22 protein-coding genes and 1 pseudogene are annotated in these 24,972 nt (G+C 72.5%); 9 read left to right on the top strand and 14 right to left on the bottom strand.

Annotated elements, in window-relative coordinates:
- Positions 1-118: 118 nt before the first annotated feature.
- The 6 genes from exaC to xylB all read right to left on the bottom strand — a co-directional run bounded on the left by exaC (position 119) and on the right by xylB (position 7,992).
- Positions 119-1,642 (bottom strand): acetaldehyde dehydrogenase ExaC, encoded by a 1,524-nt coding sequence (gene exaC, locus JK359_RS12880; protein ID WP_201835122.1) that lies wholly within the window; start codon positions 1,640-1,642, stop codon positions 119-121.
- Positions 1,643-1,698: 56 nt separating this feature from the next.
- A complete protein-coding gene (locus tag JK359_RS12875; protein WP_201835120.1) occupies positions 1,699-3,003 on the bottom strand; it encodes a GAF domain-containing protein in 1,305 nt (434 codons plus the stop codon).
- 172 nt (positions 3,004-3,175) lie between these two features.
- The gene (locus JK359_RS12870) at positions 3,176-3,775 is read right to left on the bottom strand and encodes an N-acetylmuramoyl-L-alanine amidase (RefSeq protein WP_201835457.1); all 600 of its coding nucleotides are present in this window, start codon (positions 3,773-3,775) and stop codon (positions 3,176-3,178) included.
- A gap of 86 nt (positions 3,776-3,861) precedes the next feature.
- Positions 3,862-4,875, bottom strand: coding sequence for an acetamidase/formamidase family protein (locus JK359_RS12865; RefSeq protein WP_201835118.1), 1,014 nt, complete (start codon positions 4,873-4,875; stop codon positions 3,862-3,864).
- 374 nt (positions 4,876-5,249) lie between these two features.
- A complete protein-coding gene (locus JK359_RS12860) occupies positions 5,250-6,500 on the bottom strand; it encodes an ROK family transcriptional regulator (RefSeq protein WP_201835116.1) in 1,251 nt (416 codons plus the stop codon).
- Positions 6,501-6,531: 31 nt separating this feature from the next.
- The gene (gene xylB / locus JK359_RS12855; protein ID WP_201835115.1) at positions 6,532-7,992 is read right to left on the bottom strand and encodes a xylulokinase; all 1,461 of its coding nucleotides are present in this window, start codon (positions 7,990-7,992) and stop codon (positions 6,532-6,534) included.
- Between the two features lie 154 nt (positions 7,993-8,146).
- Here xylB and xylA point away from each other — a divergent pair, with 154 nt between their 5' ends.
- The gene (xylA, locus tag JK359_RS12850; RefSeq protein ID WP_201835113.1) at positions 8,147-9,313 is read left to right on the top strand and encodes a xylose isomerase; all 1,167 of its coding nucleotides are present in this window, start codon (positions 8,147-8,149) and stop codon (positions 9,311-9,313) included.
- Positions 9,314-9,376: 63 nt separating this feature from the next.
- On the opposite strand, the gene JK359_RS12845 is transcribed toward xylA, so the two are convergent.
- Both JK359_RS12845 and JK359_RS12840 read right to left on the bottom strand, forming a co-directional pair.
- Entirely contained in the window at positions 9,377-10,717 is a 1,341-nt protein-coding gene (locus tag JK359_RS12845; protein WP_201835111.1) for an esterase-like activity of phytase family protein, read from the bottom strand.
- Between the two features lie 239 nt (positions 10,718-10,956).
- A pseudogene (locus JK359_RS12840) lies at positions 10,957-11,273 on the bottom strand (SNF2-related protein); the annotation flags it as partial.
- A 222-nt stretch (positions 11,274-11,495) separates the two neighbouring features.
- Here JK359_RS12840 and JK359_RS12835 point away from each other — a divergent pair.
- Entirely contained in the window at positions 11,496-11,678 is a 183-nt protein-coding gene (locus JK359_RS12835) for a tail-anchor membrane protein (protein WP_201835109.1), read from the top strand.
- A gap of 253 nt (positions 11,679-11,931) precedes the next feature.
- Here the strand turns inward: JK359_RS12835 and JK359_RS12830 are convergent, their stop codons facing one another.
- The 3 genes from JK359_RS12830 to JK359_RS12820 all read right to left on the bottom strand — a co-directional run bounded on the left by JK359_RS12830 (position 11,932) and on the right by JK359_RS12820 (position 14,025).
- Positions 11,932-12,801: a hypothetical protein gene (locus tag JK359_RS12830; RefSeq protein ID WP_201835107.1), complete on the bottom strand. Its 870-nt coding sequence runs from the start codon at positions 12,799-12,801 to the stop codon at positions 11,932-11,934.
- A 143-nt stretch (positions 12,802-12,944) separates the two neighbouring features.
- Positions 12,945-13,241: a hypothetical protein gene (locus JK359_RS12825; RefSeq protein WP_201835106.1), complete on the bottom strand. Its 297-nt coding sequence runs from the start codon at positions 13,239-13,241 to the stop codon at positions 12,945-12,947.
- A gap of 172 nt (positions 13,242-13,413) precedes the next feature.
- A complete protein-coding gene (locus JK359_RS12820; protein ID WP_201835104.1) occupies positions 13,414-14,025 on the bottom strand; it encodes a class I SAM-dependent methyltransferase in 612 nt (203 codons plus the stop codon).
- Between the two features lie 152 nt (positions 14,026-14,177).
- Here JK359_RS12820 and JK359_RS12815 point away from each other — a divergent pair, with 152 nt between their 5' ends.
- The 5 genes from JK359_RS12815 to JK359_RS12795 all read left to right on the top strand — a co-directional run bounded on the left by JK359_RS12815 (position 14,178) and on the right by JK359_RS12795 (position 19,297).
- On the top strand, positions 14,178-14,951 hold the full coding sequence (locus JK359_RS12815; protein ID WP_201835102.1) for an MHYT domain-containing protein: 774 nt from the start codon (positions 14,178-14,180) through the stop codon (positions 14,949-14,951).
- Between the two features lie 47 nt (positions 14,952-14,998).
- A complete protein-coding gene (locus tag JK359_RS12810) occupies positions 14,999-17,641 on the top strand; it encodes a sensor histidine kinase (protein WP_201835100.1) in 2,643 nt (880 codons plus the stop codon).
- Positions 17,638-18,075 carry a roadblock/LC7 domain-containing protein gene (locus JK359_RS12805; protein WP_201835098.1) on the top strand — a complete coding sequence of 146 codons (438 nt, stop codon included), beginning with the start codon at positions 17,638-17,640 and terminating at the stop codon, positions 18,073-18,075. The genes JK359_RS12810 and JK359_RS12805 overlap by 4 nt, the downstream gene beginning before the upstream one ends.
- A gap of 18 nt (positions 18,076-18,093) precedes the next feature.
- Positions 18,094-18,504, top strand: coding sequence for a DUF742 domain-containing protein (locus JK359_RS12800; RefSeq protein ID WP_201835096.1), 411 nt, complete (start codon positions 18,094-18,096; stop codon positions 18,502-18,504).
- Between the two features lie 190 nt (positions 18,505-18,694).
- Positions 18,695-19,297 (top strand): GTP-binding protein, encoded by a 603-nt coding sequence (locus tag JK359_RS12795; protein WP_201835094.1) that lies wholly within the window; start codon positions 18,695-18,697, stop codon positions 19,295-19,297.
- A 9-nt stretch (positions 19,298-19,306) separates the two neighbouring features.
- Here the strand turns inward: JK359_RS12795 and JK359_RS12790 are convergent, their stop codons facing one another.
- Complete coding sequence (locus JK359_RS12790) at positions 19,307-19,735, bottom strand: PPOX class F420-dependent oxidoreductase (RefSeq protein WP_201835092.1); 429 nt, start codon at positions 19,733-19,735, stop codon at positions 19,307-19,309.
- A gap of 91 nt (positions 19,736-19,826) precedes the next feature.
- Between JK359_RS12790 and JK359_RS12785 the strand changes: the two genes are divergently transcribed.
- Entirely contained in the window at positions 19,827-20,240 is a 414-nt protein-coding gene (locus tag JK359_RS12785; RefSeq protein WP_201835090.1) for a roadblock/LC7 domain-containing protein, read from the top strand.
- A gap of 126 nt (positions 20,241-20,366) precedes the next feature.
- Complete coding sequence (locus JK359_RS12780; protein WP_201835088.1) at positions 20,367-21,419, top strand: DUF6397 family protein; 1,053 nt, start codon at positions 20,367-20,369, stop codon at positions 21,417-21,419.
- 31 nt (positions 21,420-21,450) lie between these two features.
- Here JK359_RS12780 and JK359_RS12775 read toward each other — a convergent pair whose 3' ends face one another.
- Complete coding sequence (locus tag JK359_RS12775) at positions 21,451-22,317, bottom strand: acyl-CoA thioesterase (protein WP_201835086.1); 867 nt, start codon at positions 22,315-22,317, stop codon at positions 21,451-21,453.
- A gap of 40 nt (positions 22,318-22,357) precedes the next feature.
- On the bottom strand, positions 22,358-24,871 hold the full coding sequence (locus JK359_RS12770) for a DEAD/DEAH box helicase (RefSeq protein ID WP_201835084.1): 2,514 nt from the start codon (positions 24,869-24,871) through the stop codon (positions 22,358-22,360).
- Positions 24,872-24,972 lie beyond the last annotated feature (101 nt).

Below are 24,972 nucleotides of genomic sequence, written 5' to 3'. Positions count from 1 at the left end.
GGCCCGGGCGGCCGGGCACGGAGGCGCCCTGGCCGGCCGAACCTCCAGCACATGACGTGTGCCGTACGGAGCCTGCCCGGCGGCGCGGGCGACCGGGCCCCGGCCGTGCTGTCCGGTTCTAGAAGAAGCCCAGCTTCTTCGGTGAGTACGACACCAGGAGGTTCTTCGTCTGCTGGTAGTGCTCGAGCATCATCTTGTGCGTCTCGCGGCCGATCCCGGACTGCTTGTAGCCGCCGAACGCCGCGTGCGCCGGGTAGGCGTGGTAGCAGTTCGTCCAGACACGGCCCGCCTGGATGGCGCGGCCGGCGCGGTACGCGGTGTTCATGTCCCGGGTCCACACGCCCGCGCCCAGCCCGTACAACGTGTCGTTGGCGATCTCGATGGCGTCGTCGAAGCCGTCGAAGGAGGCCACCGACACGACCGGGCCGAAGATCTCCTCCTGGAAGATCCGCATGCGGTTGTCGCCCACGAAAATGGTCGGCTGGACGTAGTAGCCGCCCTTCAACTCGCCCTCGTGCTCGATGCGTTCACCACCCGTGAGGATCTTCGCTCCTTCCTGCCGGCCGATGTCCAGGTAGGAGAGGATCTTCTCCAACTGGTCGTTGGAGGCTTGCGCGCCGATCATCGTCTCGGTGTCGAGCGGGTGTCCGGGCTTGATCAGGCGGGTGCGCTCGACCGCCGCCTCCAGGAACTCCGCGTAGTGACCGCGCTGGACGAGGGCCCGCGACGGGCAAGTACAGACCTCGCCCTGGTTCAGCGCGAACATCGTGAAGCCCTCGAGTGCCTTGTCGCGGAAGTCGTCGTCGTGCGCCCACACGTCGTCGAAGAAGATGTTCGGCGACTTCCCGCCGAGTTCGAGAGTCACCGGCTTGATGTTCTCGGAGGCGTACTGCATGATCAGCCGCCCGGTCGTGGTCTCCCCGGTGAACGCCACCTTCGCCACCCGCGGACTCGACGCCAGCGGCTTGCCCGCCTCCACGCCGAAGCCGTTGACGATGTTCACCACGCCCGGCGGCAGCAGGTCCGCCACCAGACTCAGCCAGTAGTGGATGGACGCCGGAGTCTGCTCGGCCGGCTTGAGGACGACCGCGTTCCCCGCGGCCAGCGCCGGCGCCAGCTTCCACGCCGCCATCAGGATCGGGAAGTTCCACGGGATGATCTGCGCCACGACCGCGAGCGGCTCGTGGAAGTGGTACGCCACCGTGTCGTCGTCGACCTCGCCCAGCGACCCCTCCTGCGCCCGGATCGCCCCCGCGAAGTACCGGAAGTGGTCGATCGCGAGCGGGATGTCGGCGGTCAGGGTCTCCCGCACCGGCTTGCCGTTCTCCCAGCTCTCGGCGACCGCCAGCGGCTCCAGGTACGCCTCCATGCGGTCGGCGATCCTCAGCAGGACGTCGGAGCGCTCCGTCACCGACGTACGGCCCCATCCGGGAGCCGCCCCGTGCGCCGCGTCCAGCGCCCGCTCGACGTCCTCCGCGGTTCCGCGCGCGATCTCGGTGAACGGCTGACCGTTGACCGGCGAAGGATTCTCGAAGTACTGCCCGCGAGCCGGCGGCACATAGGCGCCGCCGATGTAGTGGTCGTAGCGCGCCTGGTAGGAGACGATCGCGCCCTCGGTGCCCGGCGCCGCGTAACGAGTCATCCTGGTCTGCCTCCCGGTGCAGCGCTGCCCGTCGTCGGGCAGCTTCCGGCGCGAGGCTAGGCACGCGGACGTTGCAAGTACGTTGCACCGCTGCCCCGCGCCACCCCCCGTCCGGCCGGTGCCGCCAGTTCGGCCTCCAGCGCGGCGAGCCGGGCACGGACCGGCCCCGTGGGCCGCACCGCGGCGAGCGCCCGCCACACCTCGAGGTCGTCCTCGCCCCACGGCGCGTGCGCCCAGTCCGCCAGCAGGTCCGGGTCGTGGTGCGCGATCAGCGCCGTGCGCAGCCCACCGGCGAGCCGCTCCCGCAGCCGGACGATCGCCGGCGCCTGCGAGCCGGGGAGCAGGGGGCCTGCGTAACCCTCCGCCGCCGCGGTGAGCGCACCCGCCTGCAGCCTCCGCTCGACCACGGTGGCGTCCGACTCGACCGCCGCCGTCAGCCGGTACGGCCGTGACGCGAGCATCCCCGGGCCCAGCGCTCTGCGCAGCCGGACCAGTTCGGCCCGCAGCGTCACCGGCGTCACCGACTCGTCCGCGTACAGCGCGCACGACAGCTCGTCCCCGCTGAGGCCCTCGGGATGCCGGGACAGCAGCACGAGGATCTCGCTGTGCCGGCGGCTGAGTCTGATCGGCCCGCCGCCCAGGCGGAGTTCGGCCTCGTCCCGGCCCAGCGCGCTCAGCAGCAGCGCCTCGTGCGGGCCCGGAGGGGCGAGGAGCGCGAGGTGTGACTCGGCGGCCCGCGCCACCGCCTGCACGAAGCCGAGGCTGTGCGGGTGGGCCAGCCCGTCCCCGCCGGTGATGTCCACTGCGCCCAGCACCCGCCCGGTACGCGGATCGTGCACCGGGGCGGCGGCGCACGTCCACGGCTGCACCCGCCGTATGAAGTGCTCCGCGGCGAACACCTGCACCGGCCGGCCGACGGCCACCGCGGTGCCCGGCGCATTGGTGCCGACCGCACTCTCCGACCAGCATGCCCCCGGCACGAAGTTCATCCGGTCCGCCCGCCGCCGGGTCGCGGGATGCCCCTCGACCCACAGCAGCCTGCCGTGCGCGTCGCACACCGCCAGCAGATGCTCGCCGTCGGCCGCGAAGGCGCCCATCAGCTCACGGAACAGGGGCATCACCCGGGCCAACGGGTGCTCCGCCCGGTAGGCGTCGAGGTCGCCGTCGCTCAGCTCCACGCTGGCGGTGCCGTCCGGTCCGACGCCGGCCCGTGCGCTGCGCCGCCACGACTCCGCCACCACCGAGCGCACCGGGCGCGGCACCGTGCCGACGGTGGTGAACGTCTCGTGCGCCCTGCGCAGCACACGGACGCGCTCGGCGGGGTCGGCCCCCGGCTCCAGGGCCACCCACTGATCGGTCAACTCGGCCTCCCCGGACGGCGGAACGGCGGTCATGCGGTGCGGAGCCACGACAGCCGCGACCGTCGTGCGGTGACAGGCCGTCTCGGACCGCCGTGCGGTGACACGCGGCCGGGACCATCGTCACCCCGGGTGTTCGGGCGGACAACCGGTGCGACGGCGGTTCCGGACCCGGTCAGGCGAAGTTGACCAGTCTGATGTAGCGCACCCAGTCCCAGTTCGGACCCGGATCGTCGTGATCGGTGCCGGGCACCTGGTAGTGACCGATGATGTGCTCCCGGTCCCGGGGGATGCGGTACTTGGCGCAAATCGCTGCCGTGAGCTTCGCCGACTCCTCGTACAGGGCGTTGGTGAAGTAGGCGGGCCGATCCACCCAGCCTTCGTGCTCGATGCCGATGCTGCGCGTGTTGTAACCCCAGTTGCCGGCGTGCCAGGCGACGTCGGTCTCGTGCACACACTGGGCGACGTGTCCGTCCGCCGAGCGGACCAGGTAATGTGCGGAGACTTTCTTCTGCGGATTGCGGAAGATCGCCAGCGTGTCGGAGTACGTCTCCTGCGTGACGTGGATGATCACACGGTCGATGGTGTAGTCGCCGGGGCGTTCGGACGCCGTGTAGTTGGACGTGCTCGCCGGCTGCCACTCGGCGGGCGGATAGTCGGCGGCCCTGGTCCGGGCAACGGCACGCGCGTGGGGGAGCAGCGCGCAGGGAGCGGCGGCGAGTGCCGCGCCTTTGAGCAGCCGTCGCCGGCTGAGCCGCGGCTCGGCTCGGTCCATGTCCATGGCGGGATGCCTTTCAGGAGGCCCTTCGGAGTCGGAGGTACGGCAAAGAGGTCAGTGGGGAAGGGGCAGCGGGGGAAGGGTCAGCGGGGCAGGGGCAGCGCGGTCTCGCGGAGCCGTGCGTGCACGCCGCGGTACGTCTCCCGTGCGGGCAGCCACTCCTTGCGGAGCTTGGCCACGCACGTGTAGTTCGTGTCGCACACGTTGGCCAACGGTGATTCGACCGCCTGGGTGGCGAACTGGTACGCGTCCAGTTCACTGAACCCGTAGTCGCGCACCAGCCACTGCACCAGGTCGAGCTGGGATATCCGGAAGGCGTCCTCCAGCGGGCGCGCCGAGCCGGTCGAGATGATGTGCGTGTCCGATTCCAGCCGGGGCCACGGCGTGGCGACGTCCTTGAGGAGGTCCACCACCACGACCGTGTTCATCGCGCACTCCACGGCCACACCGCAGGTTTCGCCCTCGCCCTGCCGGGCGTGCCCGTCGCCGAGGCTCAGCAGCGCCCCCTCGACGTTGACGCCCAGGTAGCAGGTGACGCCGGCCCGCATCTCGGGCGTGTCCATGTTGCCGCCGTGGGCGTCCGGGACGAGGGCCGAGCGCACCTCCAGGTTGGCGGGGGCGACGCCCACCGTGCCGTGCATCGGGTCCAGGGGCAGTTCCACCCGGAAGTCGCTGTCCTGAGCCCGGAAGAGAGCGGTCCGCCGGGTCCGGTCCAGCTGCCAGATCCAAACCCGCTCCGGGAGCGGAGTCTGAAGCGTGGCCGTGCTGTGCGTGGAGGTGAGTGCGCCGAACAGGGGGACGGTCGTCGACGCCGCCCAGTCACGGGCCGGTTCGATCGACACGAAGTGGACGGCCACGGTGTCGCCGGGCTCTGCGCCCTCGATGTGGAAGGGGCCGGTCTGCGGATTGAGGAAGGGGAACTCGCACACCTTGGACACGAGGTCCTTCTCGGAGCGGACCCGGCCGGCGAAGCAGTCCTCCGTGTACAGGTCGAGGACCGTGCCGGGCGCGATCCGCGCCAGCGGCGCCGCTCCGCCGAACGTCCAGGCGTACTGGCCCGGCTCCGGTCGCACGGTGAGGATCCGGGGGGCGGTCATCGTGGCACGGCTCCCTTCGGGCGGGCGGAGGCGATCGGACGTGCGGCGCCCGGCTCGGGACGACGCCGTGCCGGCACCATCCGCGAGCACCGACGGGGCCTGACGACCCGTCGGCTGCGCCTCACGTGAATCACGGTACGGCGCAACCCGGTTGGGCAGAAGATGTGCCACGGTTCCGTGGAAAACCCACGGCGTGTGGACAACCCGGTCACCCGAACGGGGGACGGCAGCCCGCCCATGGGCGCCGGGTCGCGCGCCGAGCCGCGACAGGAACGTTCCGCCACAAGGTCAGAAACGTAGAGCCACCGCGTCAGGAACGCAGGGCCACCGCGCCGGAAACGCTCTGCCGCATGGCCGGGTCGTCCAGTGCCGCGTCAGGAACGTTCTCCCGCGTCGCCGGGTCGTCCAGTGCCGCGCCAGGAACGTTCCGCCACCATCGCCGGGTCGTCCAGCACCGCCCTGACGACCGAGTGCGCGGCTCCCAGCAGCGGGCCTTGCGGACCCAGCCGGGAAACCGTCACCGGGCAGGCGGCACCCGCGGTCCGGTCTGTCAGTTCCGCCTCCAGCGACGGCAGCAGCCACGGCGAGAGTCCGGCGAGGGCCCCGCCGAGGACCACCGTCTCGGGGTCGAGCAGATTCACCGCCCCGGTCAGGGCGATCCCGAGCGCCGCACCGGCGTCCCGCAGAGCGGCCCGTACCGCCTCGTCGCCGCTCTCGGCGCGCTCGGCGAGCAGACCCAGCAAGTCCTCGCGCGGCTCCAGTCCGGCCGCGCGCAGCACCGCTTCCTCGCCCGCGTACTGCTCCAGGCACCCCCGGCCGCCGCACGGACAGGCCGGGCCGTCCGGCCGTACGGGGACGTGGCCCAGCTCGCCGGCGAATCCGCGGGTGCCGCGCAGCAGCCGGCCGTCCACGACGACCGCGGCACCGATGCCGATCTCGGCGGACACGTGCAGGAAGTCGTCAGGGGCGGCGGAGCCCAGCCACAGCTCGGCCAGGGCACCGAAGTTGGCCTCGTTGTCCAAGGTCAGCGGCCATCCGGCGGGCAGCAGGGCACCGAGGTCGAGGTCGTTCCAGTCGAGGTTCGGGGCCCGTACGAGCGTCCGGCCGTCCCTCGCCACCAGTCCGGGTACGGCGACCGCGAGCCCCGCGGGCCAGAGTTCGGCCCGCTCGGCCTCCGCGACGACCCGCCGGATCAGCGCCGTCAGCTCCTCGACCACCGGCTCGGGCGCCCGCCCGCGGTTGGCGCCGTGCCGCACCGCCCGCGCGCGGACCTCGCCGCGCAGGTCGACCGCGCACACCGCGAGGTGATCGACGCCGATCTCGGCCCCGACCCCGGCCGGCCCCCGGCCGCTGACGGCGAGCGCCGACCCCGGCCGGCCCACCCGGCCCGGCCGCTCCGGGCCCAGTTCCTCCAGCAGCTCCCTCCGGATCAGCTCGTCCACCAGGGTGGACACCGCCGCCCGTGTCAGACCGATCCGCGAGGCGACCGCCGCCCTGGACAGTGAGCCCTCGGCGCTGACGGCGTGCATCACCCGGGCGAGGTTGCGCCGGCGCATGCCTTGCTGGGTGTCCGGGAGGGCGGGCCCGGCACCCGGCCGGCGCGCCTCGTGCAGCGGTGTGGTCATGCCTCCGTCAATCCTCGGGGTCCGCCGCCGTTCAGCTCTCTGCGTGCGGCGGGGCTTCGGCTCCCCGCTCGAGTAGCGGGGCCACTCCGGAGAGTACCGTGGTGATCCGGTCCAGCGTCGTCCCGTCCCGCTCCACGGGCTCCAGCACCGGGCCCGCGGCCGTGTTCCAGCGGCGGGCCACCGCCGCGGGATCCTCCCCGGTGAGCAGCCCGGCCGCCTGCGCCGCCGCGCCCAGCGCCACCGGCTCCCGGGCCTCCGGTACCTGCACGGGCCGCCCCGACAGCCGGCGCACGGTCTGCTGCCAGGCCGTCCCCCGGGCCCCGCCGCCGATCAGGAGCAGCGGAGTGCTGCGGTCCGCTTCCTCGTCGAGGACCAGGTCGAGGGCGCCGAGCAGGGCGTGCACCGCGCCGTCGTAGGCGGCCTGGAGCAGCTGGCCCGCGGTCGTCTCGTGGCGCAGGCCGTGCAGCAGACCGGAGGCGTGCGGCAGGTTCGGGGTGCGCTCGCCGTCCAGGTACGGAAGCAGCGTGACGGAGCCGCCGGGCTCCACGGCCTCCCGGTCCAGGCCCAGCAGGGCTGCGATCCGGTCCACCGCCAGGGTGCAGTTCAGGGTGCAGGCGAGCGGGAGCCAGTCCTCGCGCGCGTCCGCGAATCCCGCCACCGTGCCGGTCGGGTCGGCCGGGCGGTGCCTGGAGACGGCGTACACCGTGCCGGAGGTGCCGAGGCTCAGCACCGGGGTGCCGGGCCGCAGGCCGAGGCCCAGCGCCGCCGCCGCGTTGTCACCGGTGCCCGAGGCCACCAGCGTGCCCTTGGAGAACGGCAGGTCGTGGCTGTCGCGCACGGTGCCCGCCACCTCGCCGTGGTGCACGACCCTGGGCAGCAGCGCCGGGTCGAGTCCGATGTGCGCGAGGGTCTCCTCGTCGTACGCCTGCGTCCCGGCCGCCCACCAGCCGGTGCCGGAGGCGTCGCCGCGGTCGGTCGAGCCCTGCCCGGTGAGGCGCTCGGTGAGGTAGTCGTGGGGGAGCCGTACCGCACGGGTCGCGCGGACCGCCTCCGGCTCGTGCTCGGCCAGCCATGCCCACTTGGTGACCGTGAACGACGCTCCCGGAACGCTGCCCGTGCGTTCCGCCCACGCTTTCGGTCCGCCCAGCTCCTCCACCAGGCGGCGGGCCTGCGGCGCCGAGCGGACGTCGTTCCACAGCAGGGCGGGCCGCACCGGCTCGCCGTGCTCGTCCAGCGTGACCAGGCCGTGCTGCTGCCCGCCGACCGACACGGCGGCGGCCTCGCGCGCGGCGTCACCGCACTGGTGCAGCGCCGAGCACAGCGCGTCCCACCACTGACGCGGATCACTCTCCCGGCCCGCCCCGGACGTCACCGTGTGCGGTGCCTGGCCGCTCGCCACGACCTCCCCGGTGGAGGCGTCGACGACCAGGGCCTTCGTGGACTGGGTGGACGTGTCCACGCCCACGACGAGCGGACCCTCGGCTGCTGACATCGGGTTCTCCCTCTCCCGCGGCTCGGCGGGACGTGCGGTGGGTTGCAGAAGACGCCTTGCGGTCAAAGACATCTTGTCTCTTCCCGGTCACGCACCCGCATACTAATTTGTAAACAGCCATGACGAAATACCGAACGCAGCAAGGAGCCGCGGCATGAGCTACCAGCCCACCCCCGAGGACAGGTTCACGTTCGGCCTGTGGACCGTCGGCTGGCAGGGACGGGACCCCTTCGGCGACGCCACCCGCCGCGCCCTCGACCCGGTCGAGACCGTGCAGCGCCTGGCCGCCCTCGGCGCCTACGGCGTGACGTTCCACGACGACGACCTGATCCCCTTCGGCTCCTCGGACGCCGAGCGCGAATCGCACGTCAAGCGGTTCCGGCAGGCCCTGGACGCCACCGGCATGACCGTCCCGATGGCCACCACGAACCTCTTCACGCACCCCGTCTTCAAGGACGGCGCGTTCACCGCCAACGACCGCGACGTGCGCCGGTACGCGCTGCGCAAGACGATCCGCAACATCGACCTGGCGGTCGAACTCGGCGCGCGCACGTACGTCGCCTGGGGCGGCCGCGAGGGCGCCGAGTCCGGCGCCGCCAAGGACGTACGCGCCGCCCTCGACCGCATGAAGGAGGCCTTCGACCTCCTCGGCGAGTACGTCACCTCCCAGGGCTACGACATCCGCTTCGCCATCGAGCCCAAGCCCAACGAGCCGCGCGGCGACATCCTGCTGCCCACCGTCGGCCACGCGCTGGCCTTCATCGAGCGCCTGGAGCGGCCCGCGCTGTACGGCGTCAACCCGGAGGTCGGGCACGAACAGATGGCCGGTCTGAACTTCCCGCACGGCATCGCGCAGGCCCTGTGGGCGGGCAAGCTCTTCCACATCGACCTCAACGGCCAGTCCGGCATCAAGTACGACCAGGACCTGCGGTTCGGTGCGGGCGACCTGCGCTCCGCCTTCTGGCTCGTGGACCTGCTGGAGAGCGCCGGCTACGACGGACCCCGCCACTTCGACTTCAAGCCGCCGCGGACCGAGGACCTCGACGGCGTGTGGGAGTCCGCGGCGGGCTGCATGCGCAACTACCTCATCCTGAAGGACCGTTCGGCCGCCTTCCGGGCCGACCCGGAGGTGCAGGAGGCGCTGCGCGCGTCACGGCTGGACCAGCTGGCCCGGCCGACCGCGGCCGACGGTCTGCAGGCCATGCTCGCCGACCGCACGGCGTTCGAGGAGTTCGACCCGCAGACGGTCGCCGCGCGCGGCATGGCGTTCGAACGGCTCGACCAGCTGGCGATGGACCACCTGCTGGGAGCCCGGGGCTGAACGGAGCGGGGCCGGGACGAGCATCAGCTCATCCCGGCCCCGCTGCCGCCCGCGGGCGGGAGGTCACCGCCGGCGCGGCAGCCGTACGTACGTCACGGTCGTCTTCACGCCGCTGTCGATCAGGCGGCCCTGCGCGTCGAACGCGCCCGTCCCGTCGGTCATCCCGAAGTCGTTGTCGTTGATCAGTGCGAGCGTGTCGCGATCCACGCGCGCGATGCCCTCGATCTTGCCGGGCACCCCGGCCACCTGGCCCAGGTCGACCAGGAGCCGCTTGGACAGTACCGGCACCCCCGCGGTCGCCGGATCCTCCAGCTGCTCCAGCGAAGGGGACGTCGTGTCGTCGTCCCAGCGCTCGCCCAGGATGTCGGAGCGGTGCCGCAGCTCGACCAGCTGCAGCCGGGCCGTCCTGTCCGTCCGCTCCTCGACGAGCAGCCGGTCACCGCCCACCGCCACCACGGACGAGATCTTCAGCTCCGAGGTGTCGTCCTCGCCGGGGTCGACCACGTTCACCGGGTCGAAGCGGTAGGCGTACTCGGCGGTGACGGCCTTGCTGCGCGGCGAGAAACGCAGCAGGCGGGTGGTGCGGGATGCGTCCCCGGCATCCCCGTCCGGCAGCGAGAGGGGGCTCTGCAGAGCCAGCACCAGGTCACCGCCTGGCAGCTGGGCCAGCCCCTCGAAGCCCCGGTTGATCTTGCGGTGCAGGAAGATCGACGGCAGCGCCTCCACCACCGGGTAGTCCGCGCCGGTCAGTCCGAGCCCCTCGGGCACGTAGCGGGCGATCACCTTCCCGCGCGCGGAGACGTGCACGAGCGAGGGCCCGTACTCGTCCACGAGCCAGAACGTCCCGTCCGCGGCCCGCACGATGCCCTCGGTGTCCAGACCGTTCGGGTCGTACGACAGCGGCGTGCCGGCGTCGTAGGAGTACGGCGCCTCGTCACGAGTCTTCTGGTCCGGCAGTCCGGTGACGGCCTTCCCGGAGGACGTGGTCAGCGGGATCGCGTCGATGACGTCGACCTCGTCGCCGGCGACCCGGATCTTCACGATCGCGGGGTCGAAACCCGGCACGGGGAAGGTGCGGCGCTTCTTGCCGTCCACCTTGATCTGGCCGTTGGGGCCACGGTCGGTCACCGTCCAGTACTCGCCCCTGCGGCCCGCCGGATAGATGTCGCTGCCTATGCCGCCGAGCTTCACCCCGCGGTCGTCGGCCACACCGCCCGGCAGCAGCGCGTTGCTGAACGTGCCCAGGGGGATCTCACCGAGCGTGGCCGTGCGGATGACACGGGCGTCCTCCGACTGCGCCGCCGTGGCCGTCTCCGTGGCCACGAGGACGGCGGCGAGGGCCAGCGGAAGGCCCGTGGCCAGGGAACGGTGGACGCGGCGCCGGCCGGCGGCGTACGGGGACATCGGGCCTCCTGAGGGGCAAGGACTCTGACAGCGGCCAGATTTGGGCCCCGGGAGGAACGCGGCACGACCGCGGGATGAACGGCCGGCGTCCACCGCTCGTCGGATCGTGCCGCTCCCGTGGTGACGGCACGTCAGAACCCTTGCGTCACACCGCCCTCCGTACCGAGCCGTGTCGAGGCCAGTGCGGTCGCGGGCTCGGCTGGGGCCGGCCCGCAGGCCAGTCGTGCGGCGTCCTGAGCGGCCTCGTACCGTCCCGTCTGTTCCGCGGTCAGCGCCACCGGGTGGGATCCGTCTCGGTCTTCGGTGGAAGCTCGGGGGCGATGCCCGGGTCGGACTTGCGGCGCCGCAGCAGGAACGGCCCGACGAGCCGGGCGAGCCGTCGCGCGGCGGCGGGGTCCCGGCCGCCTTCGACGGGCTGCGCGTAGCGCGCGCGGAAGGAGCCGAGGCGGCCGAGCAGGTGGCCGGGCGCCGTCCAGTCGAGGATCGCCCACAGCTCCGTGAGGTCGTTGTCCACCGGAGTGCCGGTGAGCGCCACACGCGCGCGTGCCTCGATCGTCACAGCTCTGCGCACTTCTCAGATTTGACTACTCGGCCGCGGCCGCCGGGGGTACCGGACGGAAGAGCACGATGCGTCGCGCGCGGACAGCGCCCCGGCAGCCGCCGGAGGCCACTAGGGGAGTGCCTCGGGGATGTCTCAGGGGCGAGGTCCGGAACCGTGGGGCGCGGGGCGCCGTTCTCAGATCAGAGAGCGGCAGGGGCCGCGAAGGAGGCGACGCTCATGTCCATGAACGCGAAGATCGCCGCAGGGGGCGTGGCGGTCGGGCTGGTCCTGCTCATATGGCTGCCCTGGTGGGTGGCGTTCCTGATAGTGGTGGGCGTTCCGGCGGCCGCATACCTGGCCCTGGACCCCTCGCAGCGGCGCAGGCTGCGCCGGATCGGCCGCAAGGAGATCGGTCGCTGAGGCACCCGCGCACCCTCGGGGAGCCGCAGCCCGGGTGTCTGCCCGCGTACGCGAGGGAGCCGCAGCCCGGGTGTCTGCCCGCGTACGCGAGGGAGCCGCAGCCGGGCCGTCGGGCCGGCGCGGGCAGACGGCCCGGCTGCGACCGCCCGCGCCGGCCCGACCGCCCGCGCCGGCCCGACGGACCGGGCCCCGCCGCTCCCTGGGGCGCGGTTCCCGGCGGCCGGTGCGCGGCGTGCCGTCCGTCCGGCCCTGCTCAGAGGGGCCGGACGGCCATCTTGTCGAGCGCCGCCAGCAGGCCCGGCAGTTCCGGTCCGCGGCCGACCGGCAGGACCTCGCCGGGTTCGTCGTCGAGCAGGACGAACGCGATGTCGTCCGTGCGGGCCACGATCGACCAGCCGGGGCCGTCGGCGCGCAGCGTACGGGCCTCGCCCGGGGCGAAGGACGAGCGCACCCGGCCGAGCGGCGGCGGCGAGTCGACGTACGCACGGGCCTCCGCGAGCACCCGGCGGATCCCGGCATGGCCGCCCGCCGCCGCGCCGTCGGCGCCGTTCACGTCCCCCGGCGCGGTTCCCCCGGCCTCCGCGGGCTCGACGGGGGCGGCCGGTGCGGAAGGTGCGGTGAACGTGGCGTCGTCGATCTGCTCGCGCCAGGCCGCCCACTGCAACGCGATCTCGTCGGCGCCCAGCCGGCGCTGGGCCGGCCCCCACGCGCTGGTGTCCGGCGGGCACAGCGCCGGCACGTCCGCCGTCTCGGGGGCCGGGTCGTGCGGGGCGGGCACGCCGGGTGCCGCGACGGCGACGGCCAGGGGCCACCCCGGCAGGGCCGTCACGACCGCGCGCTCGTCCGGGGACAGCTCGTACTCCATGCCACAGTCCCAGGACGCGATCGCCACCGCGACCAGCGAGACGTCGTCGATCACGACCGTCCAGCGGGCACCGTCGCCGTCCTGGCCCAGGACCAGGCCGTACCCGTCGGCGCGAGGTGCGAGGCCCAGTGCCGCGCACGCCTCCGGGTAGTCGTCGCCCAGCACGCTCGGGAACTGCGCCGGCGTCAACAGCACCGCCGTCAGCACATACAGCGCATCGTCCGCGGCGGCGACGGCCTCATCGTCCGTCCCGGCCATCCCTGCCTCCCCAGTGGTTCGTCCATCGGCGCGCACCCTAGTGCGAGCGCACGCCCCTTGTCACGACTGCCGACACCACGCGGAGCTGCAGGTTTCCGCCTGGACAGGGGCGAAACGACCACATCCGGAGAGTGGTGTTCCGCTCAGGCCGCGGGCAGCCCGAGGAGATCGCGGGCGACCGAGTCGGGCGTTTCCTCCCGCTCCCGGGCGAGGGCGACGACCGCCCGGCAGGCCAGCTCGCTCACCCCGAACGACAGCGCCTCCGGCGACACCCAGGCCGCCGCTTCCTCGACGCCGTCCTGGTCGTCCTCCGCGCGGGCCACCACATAGACCGCCGCCGCTTCGAACAAGTTGTGCGCGCGCCGCTCGCCGGAACGGGCCGGCCGCGCGGGCGCGGCGGTGCGGAGCCTGCTGGTGTACCTGCGGATCAGGTCGAACACGTGGACCATCCTCTCCCGATCGGGACAGCGCCGATCACCCATCTGCTTCTGTTCAACGTAGAGTTGGAGTTCCGGCGGCAGAAGGGGGACGGCGCGGTGAAGCGCTTACGCCGGCTCGTGCCGACCTCCGGCCCGGGGGCCGGTTCGGGAGGCGGGCCGATGCGCCCCGTCGTCAGGCCTCGCGGACGGCGAGCGCCAGGAAACGGGCGTCCTCGTCGACGTACGACGTCATGCGCCATCCCGAACGGGCCAGGAGCGGACCGAGGTTGGGCCGGGCCCGCAGGTCGTCCGGGGTGATCCGGCGGCCCTGGCGTGCCGCCAGGGCGGCGCGGCCGACGGGATGGAAGAGCGCGAGCGTGACGCCCGGCCGTACCACACGGCCCAGCTCCCGCAGATCGTCCGCCGGGCGCGGAAGGTGGGCGATCAGTCCGGCGGCGAACACGGCGTCCAGGGCTCCCGCACCGAGCGGCAGCGCGGCGACGTCCGCAAGCAGCAGACGCCCGTCACGGTCCCTGCCGGCCCGTACGGCGGCCTGGAGCATCGCCGGGGTCACATCGGCGCCCAGCACCAGCCCGGAGGCGCCCACGGCGGCCCGCAGGGGCGGCAGGGCGCGCCCCGTACCGCAGCCGGCGTCCAGCACGCGGTCGCCCTCCCGCAGCCCGAGGCCGGACACGGCGGTCGCGTAGGCGGGGCCGTCGTCAGGGAAGCGGGCGTCCCAGCCGGCCGCCCGCGCGGTGAAGAACTCCTGGACGTGTGTGTGGACATGTGTGTGGTCGTCGCTCATGTTCCGCATGATTCCTCACCGCCATGAGGGATGCTGCTGTGCGCATGTTCGAGCGGGACGCGATCGTTCCGTCGCATCTCTGTGTCATATTCCAACACCTTTCGAAATGCGCCCCCTTCGCGCGCCCCTGCCCCGGCTAGCGTCCCGGGGCCATGGGACACCTGGACCACGCCGCCTTCGGCTGGCTGACCCCCGCGCTGTCGTACCTGATGGCCTGCGCGGGCGCCGCGCTCGGACTGCGCTGCACCGTCCGCGCGCTCGCCGCCACCGGCCGTTCGCGCCGCAACTGGCTCGTCACCGCGGCCACCGCGATCGGGACGGGCATCTGGACCATGCACTTCATGGCCATGCTCGGCTTCCGCGTCAGCGGCACCGACATCCACTACGACGTGCCGCTGACCATCCTCAGCCTCCTCGGCGCCATGGTCGTCGTCTGCGCCGGCGTCTTCGCCGTCGGCTACAGCCGCGACCGCAACCGCGCGCTCTTCCTCGGCGGACTCACCACCGGTCTCGGCGTCGCCAGCATGCACTACCTGGGCATGGCGGCGGTCCGGCTGCACGGAGACATCACGTACGACCCCGTCCTCGTCGGACTGTCGGTGCTGATCGCCGTGGTCGCGGCGACCGCGGCCCTGTGGGCCGGACTCAACATCAAGTCACCCCTCGCGGTCACCGTCGCCTCCCTCGTCATGGGAGCGGCCGTCAGCAGCATGCACTACACCGGGATGTTCGCGGTGAGCGTGCGGGTGGAACCGTCCGGCGATCTCCTGCCCGGGGCCACGGCGATGCAGTTCATCTTCCCCCTCGCCGTCGGTCTCGGGTCCTACCTCTTCATCACCTCGGCGTTCGTCGCCCTCTCGCCCACGGCCGACGAGCGCGAGGCCTCCGCCTCCGCACAGCGACCCGTCGAGAGCGTCGCCCGCTAGCGGGACCCCGGCCCGAGCGCACCGACCACGTCCCGAGCGAGGAGGCCATGCGCCCACCCCGTACACCCGACACAACGGTCCCCCCGGCACACCCGCCGCGCGGACGCCGCGCCCATGCCGGACCGCCGGCCGACGAGGACACCGACCGCCCGTTCGGCACACCGCCGAAAGCGGCACGCGCGCGTGGGAGCCGCCGGCACCTGCGACCCCGTACCGTGCGCGCCAAAGTGGTCAGCCTGCTGATGGTGCCCGTCGTCTCCCTGCTCGCCCTGTGGGCGTACGCCACGGTCAGCACGGCCCAGGACGTCGCCCGGCTGCGCCAGTCCCAGCGGGTCGAGGCCGAACTGCGCACCCCCGTGGCCGCGGCGGTCACCGCGCTGCAGGCCGAGCGCGGCGCGGCCGTGCGCTATGTCATCGGCATCGGGAACGAGGCCGACCTCCGCAGCCTGACGGCCCGTTCCGACCGGGCCGTGGCCAAGCTGCGGCTCGGCCACGACACCACGGTCGCCGACAGCCAGGAACTGCCCGCCGGCGTCTCCGGACGCCTCCGCGCGTTCGTCACCGGCGCCGAACGGCTGCGCACGCTGCGGACGGCGGTACTCGACCACGAGGCCGGCTGGGCCGAGGTCTACACGCGGTACACGGAGACGATCGGCGGGGCCTTCGCCGTGGACGGTGCCCTCGCCGGTGTCCAGCAGGCGGACGTCGGCTCCGACACGCGCGTGCTCCTCGAATTCTCCCGGGCCGCCGAGGCGCTGGCCCAGGAAGACGCCGTACTCGGCGGCGCGCGCACCGTCGGCGGGCTGCAGGGCGAGCGACGGCAGCTGTTCGGCTCCGCCGTGGCCGCACGTCGTGCCCTGACCGAGGCGGCCGTCGCCGACCTGCCGTCCGCGCAGCGCGCCGCCTGGCACGATCTCGCGTCCGGCCGCGCCTACACCGGGCTCGGCGCCGCCGAGGACGAGATCCTCGCCGCCACATCGTCCGGCACGGCACTGCCGGCCGCCTGGCACGCCGACCACGCGCGCGTGCAGGACGGCATGCGAACCATCGCGGCGGGCACGGGCCACGCCGTCGCGGGCCGCGCCGACCCCGTCGCGCGCGGGCTGATCAGCCCCGCCGGCGCCGCCGTGCTCCTCGGCCTCGCCGCCGTCGCCGCCTCGCTCGTCATCTCCGTCCGTATCGGCCGGGCCCTCGTGGTGGAACTCGTGAGCCTGCGCAACGACGCGCTGGAGATCGCACGCCGCAAACTCCCGGAAGCGATGCGGAAACTGCGTGCGGGCGAGGAGATCGACATCCGGTCCGAGGCGCCCGCCGGGCCCCCCGCCGACGACGAGACCGGCCAGGTCGCGGAAGCCCTGACCACCGTGCACCGCGCCGCCCTGCGCGCCGCCGTGGAACGCGCCGAACTCGCCAGCGGCATCTCCGGGGTCTTCGTCAACCTCGCGCGCCGCAGCCAGGTCCTGGTACACCGCCAGCTCAGCCTCCTGGACAGCATGGAACGGCGCTCCGACGACCCCGACGAGCTGAGTGACCTCTTCCGCCTGGACCACCTGACCACCCGCATGCGGCGCCACGCGGAGAGCCTGATCATCCTCTCCGGCGCCGCACCCGGCCGGGCCTGGCGCATCCCCGTCTCGCTGACCGACGTCGTGCGCGCCGCCGTGTCGGAGGTCGAGGACTACGCGCGCGTGGAGGTGCGCCAGCTCCCCGAGGCCCATGTCATCGGGGCCGCGGTCGCCGACCTCACCCACCTGCTGGCCGAACTCGTCGAGAACGCCGCCCAGTTCTCCCCGCCCCACACGCGCGTGCACGTCACCGGTGAACCCGTCGGCAACGGCTACGCCCTGGAGATCGAGGACCGCGGACTCGGCATGGGCGCCGACACCCTCGCCGAGGCCAACCGGCGCATCGAACAGTCCGAGGCACTGGACCTGTTCGACAGCGACCGGCTCGGACTCTTCGTGGTCAGCAGGCTCGCCTCGCGTCACGGGATCAAGGTGCACCTGCGCACGTCCCCCTACGGAGGCACCACCGCCGTCGTCCTGGTGCCGACGGCCCTGCTGCACAGCGGTTCGGCGGAACGTTCCGCCCGCCAGGACGAGCATGCACGCCCCGCGGAGGAGCGTGCCTACGCGCGCGTGCCCGCCGCCGCCCCGGCCCAGGAGGCGGTCACCGCCCGGTCCGACCGGCCCGCCCTCGCGGTCACCGGCCCGGGTCCGCACGCCACGGACCCGGGCCCGCACCCGACCGGCTCCGGCCCGCACCCGACCGGCTCCGGCCCGCACCCGACCGGCTCCGGCCCGCACCCGACCGGCTCCGGCCCGCTCGCCGACGGCCCGGGCCCGCACGCCACCAGGCCCGTCGCCCAGGACACGGCCGACCAGCCCCCGCCCCCCGGAGTCACCACCTTGAGGCTGCACCGCCCGTCGGACGGCTCCGAGCCCTCCGGAGACCTCCCGCGCCGGGTGCGCCAGGCGAGCCTCGCCCCGCAACTGCGTGCGCGGCGCGCCGAGGAGCCGGCCGAGCAGCCCGTACGGCACGGCGAGGACCGCCGCACCCCCGAACTCGTACGAGACCGCATGACGGCCTACCGCGACGGCTGGGCACGCGGCGGTGGCAGGCAGCCAGGACGCGGCTCCGCCCCGGAACCCGAGACGCGCAGTGACAGCAGTGAAGGAGACCCGGCATGATCCAGGACCCGAACACGAGGGCCGGCCAGCGGTCCGGCGAACTGGACTGGCTGCTCGACGACCTGGTGATGCGCGTGAGCGAGGTACGGCACGCCGTGGTGCTGTCCAACGACGGGCTGGCCGTCGGCGCCTCCACCGGCCTCACGCGGGAGGACGCCGAGCACCTCGCGGCCGTCGCCTCCGGCTTCAACAGCCTCGCCAAAGGCACGGGACGGCACTTCGGAGCCGGCGGCGTGCGCCAGACCATGGTCGAGATGGACGACGGCTTCCTCTTCGTGGCCGCCGCGGGCGACGGCTCCTGCCTCGCCCTGCTGACCGCGGTCACGGCCGACATCGGGCTGGTCGCCTACGAGATGGCCCGCCTGGTCAAACGGGTCGGCGAGCACCTCTACACGCCCCCGCGGCTCGCGGCACAGCCACCCGCGGCCGGATGAGCCGGAGGGGCCGCAGCGATGACCGAGAACGCGACCGGCGGTCCGCGGGAGCCGGGCAGCCAGTGGTACGACGGCGAGGCAGGACCCCTGGTCCGCCCCTACGCCTTGACGGGCGGCCGCACCCAGCCGGGCCCCGCGGGCGTGCGCTTCGACCTGATCGCTCTCGTCTCCCTCGAGCCCGCCGCACCGGACCTCGACGGCATCGCGCTCGGCCCCGAGCACCGCACCCTGATCGGCCTGTGCCGCACGGAGACGCAGTCCGTCGCCGAACTCGCCGCGGACGCCGACCTTCCCGTCGGTGTGATCAGGGTGCTCCTCGGAGACCTCCTGGAGATCGGCTGCGTGACCGTCAGCCGCCCCGTGCCCCCGGCGCATCTGCCGGACGAACGGATCCTGCGCGAGGTCATCGAGGGATTGCGAGCGCTGTAGATGAACGTTCGGACACCGCCGTGCACCGGTCCCGTCCGTGCGCGGTGCGCGTCCGACCGGGCGCAATTCGGTCACATCAGGTGCGCTTCGGTCCAACCATCCCGTTGCACGCTCCCGTTGTCATGATGCTGCCTTCACCACCGGAGCACGCGGACGCCGACCGCAACCGGCCCTCCCGAGAGAAGTGATCATGGTCTCCGAGCACTCCGACGCCGCCGGCGACAACACCGCCCTGGCGCTGAAGATACTGGTCGCCGGCGGCTTCGGCGTCGGCAAGACGACCCTGGTCGGGGCCGTCAGCGAGATCCGGCCGCTGCGTACCGAGGAACTCCTCAGCGAAGCCGGTCAACTGGTCGACGACACCGACGGGGTGGACCACAAGGTCACCACGACCGTCGCCATGGACTTCGGCCGCATCACGATCCGTTCCGGTCTGTCGCTGTACCTGTTCGGTACGCCCGGCCAGGACCGCTTCTGGTTCCTGTGGGACGAACTGGCCCAGGGCGCCCTCGGGGCCGTGGTCCTCGCGGACACCAGACGCCTGGAGGACTGCTTCCCCGCCGTCGACTACTTCGAGCACCGGCGCATCCCGTTCGTGGTGGCCGTCAACTGCTTCGCGGGAGCCCGCACGTACGGCGCCCACGACGTCTCCCGGGCGCTCGACCTGGACCGCGGTACGCCTGTGGTCCTGTGCGACGCACGGGACCGGGACTCCGGCAAGGAGGTGCTGATCCGGCTCGTGGAGTACGCCGGGCGGATGCACACCGCCCGGCTCCTGGACTCGGTCGGCTGACCGGGCCGCTCAGGCCGCCATGTTCTTCACGGCCACCACCTTGTCGATGCCGACACGGACCAGCAGCTCACCCGGGACGCCGTTGCGGGCGCCGTACTCCTCGGCGCGCTCCTCACCCATGTACCGGGCGGCGATCCGGGTGGCCCACAGGCGCAGCTCGCCCAGGTCCTCCGACAGCCGGGCGCGGCCGTTCAGCACCACGAAGTGGAACGGCGGCCGATCGTCGTCCACACACAATGCGACCCGCCCGTCACGGGCCAGGTTGCGCCCCTTCACGGTGTCCTTGCCGGTGTTGAAGACCAACTCGTCCCCGTCCAGCAGAAACCAGATCGGAGCCACGTGCGGGCTCCCGTCCGCGCGAACGGTGGACAGCTTGCCGGTTCGGGTGCCGTCCGAGACGAACGCCCGCCATTCCTCATCGGTCATCTTCTCTGCCATGGGCCCATCCTGCTTGCTCGCACGCCGGTCGTGGGGAAGGCTGGCGGGGAGTTCCTCCAGCCAGGGGGAGACGTCACACGGGGAGGCGGACATGGTGCAGAACCAGGGACTCGGCTGGCTCCTGGACGATCTGACCGGGCGGGTGGAGCACGTACGCCACGCGCTGGTCCTGTCGAACGACGGGCTGGTCACCGGGGCGAGTACAGGCCTACGACGCGAGGACGCCGAGCACTTGGCCGCGGTGGCGTCCGGACTGCACAGCCTCGCCAAGGGCTCCGGACGCCACTTCGGCGCCGGCAGGGTACGCCAGACGATGATCGAGTACGACGATGCAGTGCTGTTCGTGACCGCGGCCGGCACCGGCAGCTGTCTGTGTGTGCTCAGCGCGGCCGAGGCCGACATCGGCCAGATCGCCTACGAGATGACCCTGCTCGTCAACCGGGTCGGCGAACACCTCGGCGTGGATGCCAGGCAACCCGAGCGCACCCGCATCACCGACCCCTGACCTGCGAGTTTCTTCGCCCCGGTGGAGTTATCCACAGGCCCGCCACAAGGTTCGCCGCAACGGCTACGGTGAGTGCACGGCGAACGCACAGGGCGTGAGCCACCCACTCCACGGGGGAGTACGACCATGTCGGCAGACACCTTCGGGCCACCGCACCCCACCTGCACCCCGAGCCGGGCCGCTCGCGAACTCGGGCTCAAGCGCAGCGAGTTCGACCTCGCCGTGCAGCTCGGCCGCATCCGGACCGTGCCCGACGAGGGCGGGGGAGGGGGCCGTCGGGTGGAGCGCACGGAGATCGACCGCCTCCGCGCGCAGGACGGCTTCCCCGCATCCCTGCGCGAGCGCGTGCGGGTCGTGGGCACCGCGGAGGGCGCCGCGCTCATGGGCGTCCCGGCAGCGCGGTTCACCCGGCTCGCCCGCCTGGGCCTGCTCGTGCCCGTCAAGTTCCACCTGAACCGCTACCGGGCCGTGGTGTGGCTCTATCTGGCCGAAGAGCTGCGGAACTTCGCCGCGAGCGCCGAGAACGCGCACCTGCTCAAGGGACGTACCCCCGAGACCCTGCGCGGCCAGCTCGCGGCGGGAGTGGATCTACGGGCCCGCAACTGGCGAGGACGGCGGCTGGGACTCCAGCTGCGGCAGACCGACGACCCGTGGGCCCGTGCCGGGGCCGTGGCCGCATTCCTCGCACCCGTCGAGATCGCCGGCATCGTCAGGGACCCGTACGAACGTGCCCACCTGAACCGCTTCCGGCCCCCGGCCCCCGGGCACAGCGCCCCCGGGTCGCCCTCCGCGCACCTCGCCGAAGAGATCATGACGGCCCAGGACGCCGATGAGATCGGCTGGCTGCGCAGCGACCTGGCTCATGCGATGGAGCAGGCCCGCGCCGCCTCACCCGCCCCACGCCCCTCCGCCCGCCGTGTTGCACCGCCGGCCCGCGCGACCGCACGGCCGATCCCTCCGATGGCACGGACGGTCACCAGGGTCACGCATTCCGCCTCGGGGCCGCCGGTACCGAGGACGGGGGACATGGGCCACGCGACGCCGCCGCCGGACAGAGCGACACGACCCGCCGGCGACACCCTGATGCTCCCGGAACCCGGGTGCGCGGCCCCGCCGCAGCCGCCGCGCGGCCTGCGGGCCTGGCTGCGGCGGCGGAGTCCACGGCCGGCGCGGATCTGAACACCCCGTCCGCGGACCGGGTCGCCTGGTCCTACACGGCCCGGAACAGGCCCTCCTGGACGACCGACACGAGTAGCCGTCCCCGCAGGTCGTAGATGCGTCCTCGGGCCAGGCCGCGTCCGCCGGTGGCGATCGGGGACTCCTGGTCGTAGAGGAACCACTCGTCCGCGCGGAACGGCCGGTGGAACCACATGGCGTGGTCGAGCGAGGCCATGTCGAAGTTGCGCGCCCCCCACAGGGGCTCCACCGGGATGCGCACCGCGTCGAGGAGGGTCATGTCGCTCGCGTAGGTCAGTGCGCAGGTGTGGACCAGCGGATCGTCACCCAGCGGGCCGACCGCGCGCATCCAGACGGCGCTGCGCGGTTGGGCGCCCTGGATCTCATCGGCGTTCCAGCGCAACCGGTCGACGTAACGGATGTCGAACGGCTGGCGGCGTGCCATCCGTTCCAGCTGTTCGGGCAGCGCGCCGAGATGCTTGCGGATCTCTTCGGCCACCGTCGGCAGCGACTCGGGGTCAGGTACCTCGCGGGCCGGCGGCAACTGGTGCTCGAACGGTCCTTCCTCGTCCTTGTGAAAGGAGGCGGTCAGATTGAAGATCGTGCGGCCCTGCTGCACGGCCGTGACCCGGCGCGTGGTGAAGGACCGCCCGTCGCGTACCCGTTCCACCTGGTACACGATCGGCACACCCGGCCGGCCGGGACGCAGGAAGTACGCGTGCAGCGAGTGCACCGGACGGTCGCCGTCCGTGGTGCGGCCGGCGGCGACCAGTGCCTGGCCCGCGACCTGGCCGCCGAACACCCGCTGCAGGGACTCCTGCGGGCTGCGGCCACGGAAGATGTTGACCTCGATCTGCTCCAGGTCGAGCAGGTCGACCAGTCTCTCGGCCGGATTCGTCATCGGTGGGATTCTCCTTGGCTCGCCCGTGGCCGTGAACGGCTCACAGCTGGCCGACATCGGTGACACGGACGACCGCCCGGCCCTCGGCGTCCGAGGCCGCGAGGTCGATCTCCGCGCTGATGCCCCAGTCGTGGTCGCCGTTCGGGTCCTCGAAGATCTGGCGGACGCGCCAGACACCGTTCTCCGGCTCCTCCTTGATGACCAGCAACTTGGGACCACGGGCGTCGGGGCCGGTGCCGAGGTCCTCGTACTCGTCCCAGTACTTGTCCATCGCCTCGCCCCACGCATCGGCGTCCCAGCCGGACTCGGCGTCCATCTCGCCCAGTTCCTCGACCTGGTCCAGCGCCGCCAGCTCCACGCGGCGGAACATGGCGTTGCGGACCAGGACCCGGAAGGCACGGGCGTTGGTGGTGACCGGCTTGACCTCGTCGGCCTTCTCCCGGGCCTCCTCGGCGGTCATCTCCTCCGGGTTGGCGAGCTGCTCCCACTCGTCCAGCAGGCTGGAGTCCACCTGGCGCACCATCTCGCCGAGCCACTCGATCAGATCCTGCAGATCCTCGGACTTGAGGTCGTCCGGGATGGTGTGGTCGAGGGTCTTGTAGGCGCCGGCGAGGTAGCGCAGCACGATGCCCTCGGTGCGGGCCAGCTCGTAGAAGGACACCAGCTCGGTGAAGGACAGCGCCCGTTCGTACATGTCCCGGATCACCGACTTGGGCGACAGCGGGTGGTCGCCGACCCACGGGTGGCTCTTGCGGTAGGTGTTGTACGCGTGGAAGAGCAGCTCCTCCAGCGGCTTCGGGTACGTGACGTCCTGGAGGCGCTCCATGCGCTCCTCGTACTCGACGCCGTCCGCCTTCATCGCGGCCACGGCCTCGCCGCGCGCCTTGTTCTGCTGGGCGACGAGGATCTGCCGCGGATCGTCGAGGGTGGACTCGACGACGGAGACCATGTCGAGGGCGTAGGACGGCGACTCGGGGTCGAGGAGTTCGAACGAGGCGAGCGCGAACGTGGACAGCGGCTGGTTGAGCGCGAAGTCCTGCTGGAGGTCGACCGTCAGCCGGACGATGCGGCCCTCGGCGTCCGGCTCGTCGAGCTTCTCCACGATCCCGCCGTCCAGCAGCGACCGGTAGATGGCGATCGCCCGGCGGATGTGCCGGAGCTGCTGCCTGCGCGGCTCGTGGTTGTCCTCCAGAAGGTGGCGCATCGCCTCGAACGCGTTGCCCGGACGGGCGATCACCGACAGCAGCATGGTGTGCGTCACCCGGAAACGCGAGGTCAGCGGCTCCGGTTCCGAGGCGATCAGCTTCTCGAAAGTGTTCTCCGTCCAGCCGACGAAGCCCTCCGGCGCCTTCTTGCGCACCACCTTGCGCCGCTTCTTCGGGTCGTCGCCCGCCTTCGCCAGCGCCTTCTCGTTCTCGATGACGTGCTCCGGCGCCTGCGCGACGACGAGCCCCGCCGTGTCGAAACCGGCCCGGCCGGCCCGGCCCGCGATCTGGTGGAACTCACGGGCCCGCAGGGTGCGCACGCGGCTGCCGTCGTACTTGGTCAGCGCCGTGAACAGCACCGTGCGAATGGGCACGTTGACGCCCACGCCGAGTGTGTCCGTGCCGCAGATGACCTTCAGCAGACCGGCCTGGGCGAGTTTCTCCACCAGACGCCGGTACTTCGGCAGCATGCCGGCGTGGTGGACGCCGATGCCGTGCCGGACGTAACGGGAGAGGTTGCGGCCGAACTTGGTGGTGAAGCGGAAGTTGCCGATCAGCTCGGCGATCTGGTCCTTCTCCTCGCGCGAGCACATGTTGATGCTCATCAGCGCCTGCGCCCGCTCCACGGCCTGCGCCTGGGTGAAGTGCACGATGTACACCGGTGCCTGCTTGGTCTCCAGCAGATCGGTGAGCGTCTCGGTGAGCGGGGTGAGCTTGTACTCGTAGGAGAGCGGCACCGGGCGAGTGGCCGAACGGACCACCGCGGTGGAGCGGCCGGTACGGCGGGTGAGGTCCTTCTCGAAGAAGGACACGTCACCCAGAGTGGCCGACATCAGGATGAACTGGGCCTGGGGGAGTTCCAGCAGCGGGATCTGCCAGGCCCAGCCACGATCTCCCTCGGCGTAGAAGTGGAACTCGTCCATGACGACCTGCCCGACGTCCGCGTGCTTGCCGTCACGCAGCGCGATCGAGGCCAGCACCTCGGCGGTGCAGCAGATGACGGGCGCGTCGGCGTTCACGGAGGCGTCGCCGGTGAGCATGCCGACGTTCTCGGTGCCGAAGAGCTTGCACAGCTCGAAGAACTTCTCCGACACCAGCGCCTTGATCGGAGCCGTGTAGAAGGTGACCTCGTCCCGCGCCAGCGCGGCGAAGTGCGCGCCGGCGGCGATCATGCTCTTGCCGGAGCCGGTGGGCGTCGAGACGATCACGTTCGCCCCGGAGACCACCTCGATCAGCGCCTCCTCCTGGTGGGGGTAGAGGGTGAGGCCGCGCTCCTGCGCCCACGACTCGAAGGCTTCGTACAGGGCGTCGGGGTCGGCGGTCGGCGGCAGCTGATCGATGAGGGTCACGACCCCATCTTGCCTGGCCTTGGGCCCGAGCGGGGAATCGGCTGCGGCCACGAAGATCATGGCCGCTACGCTGTGTCGCCGACGCAGCGTCAGCGCACCAG

The organism is Streptomyces actinomycinicus (genome assembly GCF_016741775.1).
Classification (GTDB): Bacteria; Actinomycetota; Actinomycetes; order Streptomycetales; family Streptomycetaceae; genus Streptomyces; species Streptomyces actinomycinicus.
This window is presented reverse-complemented; position numbering and strand designations above follow the sequence as displayed.

Excerpts from the sequence above, each read along its gene's own strand:
- exaC (WP_201835122.1), bottom strand. The coding sequence starts at position 1,642 with ATGACTCGTTACGCGGCGCCGGGCACCGAGGGCGCGATCGTCTCCTAC.
- JK359_RS12870 (WP_201835457.1), bottom strand. The coding sequence starts at position 3,775 with ATGGACCGAGCCGAGCCGCGGCTCAGCCGGCGACGGCTGCTCAAAGGC.
- JK359_RS12865 (WP_201835118.1), bottom strand. The coding sequence starts at position 4,875 with ATGACCGCCCCCCGGATCCTCACCGTGCGACCGGAGCCGGGCCAGTAC.
- JK359_RS12860 (WP_201835116.1), bottom strand. The coding sequence starts at position 6,500 with ATGACCACACCGCTGCACGAGGCGCGCCGGCCGGGTGCCGGGCCCGCC.
- xylB (WP_201835115.1), bottom strand. The coding sequence starts at position 7,992 with ATGTCAGCAGCCGAGGGTCCGCTCGTCGTGGGCGTGGACACGTCCACC.
- xylA (WP_201835113.1), top strand. The coding sequence starts at position 8,147 with ATGAGCTACCAGCCCACCCCCGAGGACAGGTTCACGTTCGGCCTGTGG.
- JK359_RS12845 (WP_201835111.1), bottom strand. The coding sequence starts at position 10,717 with ATGTCCCCGTACGCCGCCGGCCGGCGCCGCGTCCACCGTTCCCTGGCC.
- JK359_RS12835 (WP_201835109.1), top strand. The coding sequence starts at position 11,496 with ATGTCCATGAACGCGAAGATCGCCGCAGGGGGCGTGGCGGTCGGGCTG.
- JK359_RS12830 (WP_201835107.1), bottom strand. The coding sequence starts at position 12,801 with ATGGCCGGGACGGACGATGAGGCCGTCGCCGCCGCGGACGATGCGCTG.
- JK359_RS12820 (WP_201835104.1), bottom strand. The coding sequence starts at position 14,025 with ATGAGCGACGACCACACACATGTCCACACACACGTCCAGGAGTTCTTC.
- JK359_RS12815 (WP_201835102.1), top strand. The coding sequence starts at position 14,178 with ATGGGACACCTGGACCACGCCGCCTTCGGCTGGCTGACCCCCGCGCTG.
- JK359_RS12810 (WP_201835100.1), top strand. The coding sequence starts at position 14,999 with ATGCGCCCACCCCGTACACCCGACACAACGGTCCCCCCGGCACACCCG.
- JK359_RS12805 (WP_201835098.1), top strand. The coding sequence starts at position 17,638 with ATGATCCAGGACCCGAACACGAGGGCCGGCCAGCGGTCCGGCGAACTG.
- JK359_RS12800 (WP_201835096.1), top strand. The coding sequence starts at position 18,094 with ATGACCGAGAACGCGACCGGCGGTCCGCGGGAGCCGGGCAGCCAGTGG.
- JK359_RS12795 (WP_201835094.1), top strand. The coding sequence starts at position 18,695 with ATGGTCTCCGAGCACTCCGACGCCGCCGGCGACAACACCGCCCTGGCG.
- JK359_RS12790 (WP_201835092.1), bottom strand. The coding sequence starts at position 19,735 with ATGGCAGAGAAGATGACCGATGAGGAATGGCGGGCGTTCGTCTCGGAC.
- JK359_RS12785 (WP_201835090.1), top strand. The coding sequence starts at position 19,827 with ATGGTGCAGAACCAGGGACTCGGCTGGCTCCTGGACGATCTGACCGGG.
- JK359_RS12780 (WP_201835088.1), top strand. The coding sequence starts at position 20,367 with ATGTCGGCAGACACCTTCGGGCCACCGCACCCCACCTGCACCCCGAGC.
- JK359_RS12775 (WP_201835086.1), bottom strand. The coding sequence starts at position 22,317 with ATGACGAATCCGGCCGAGAGACTGGTCGACCTGCTCGACCTGGAGCAG.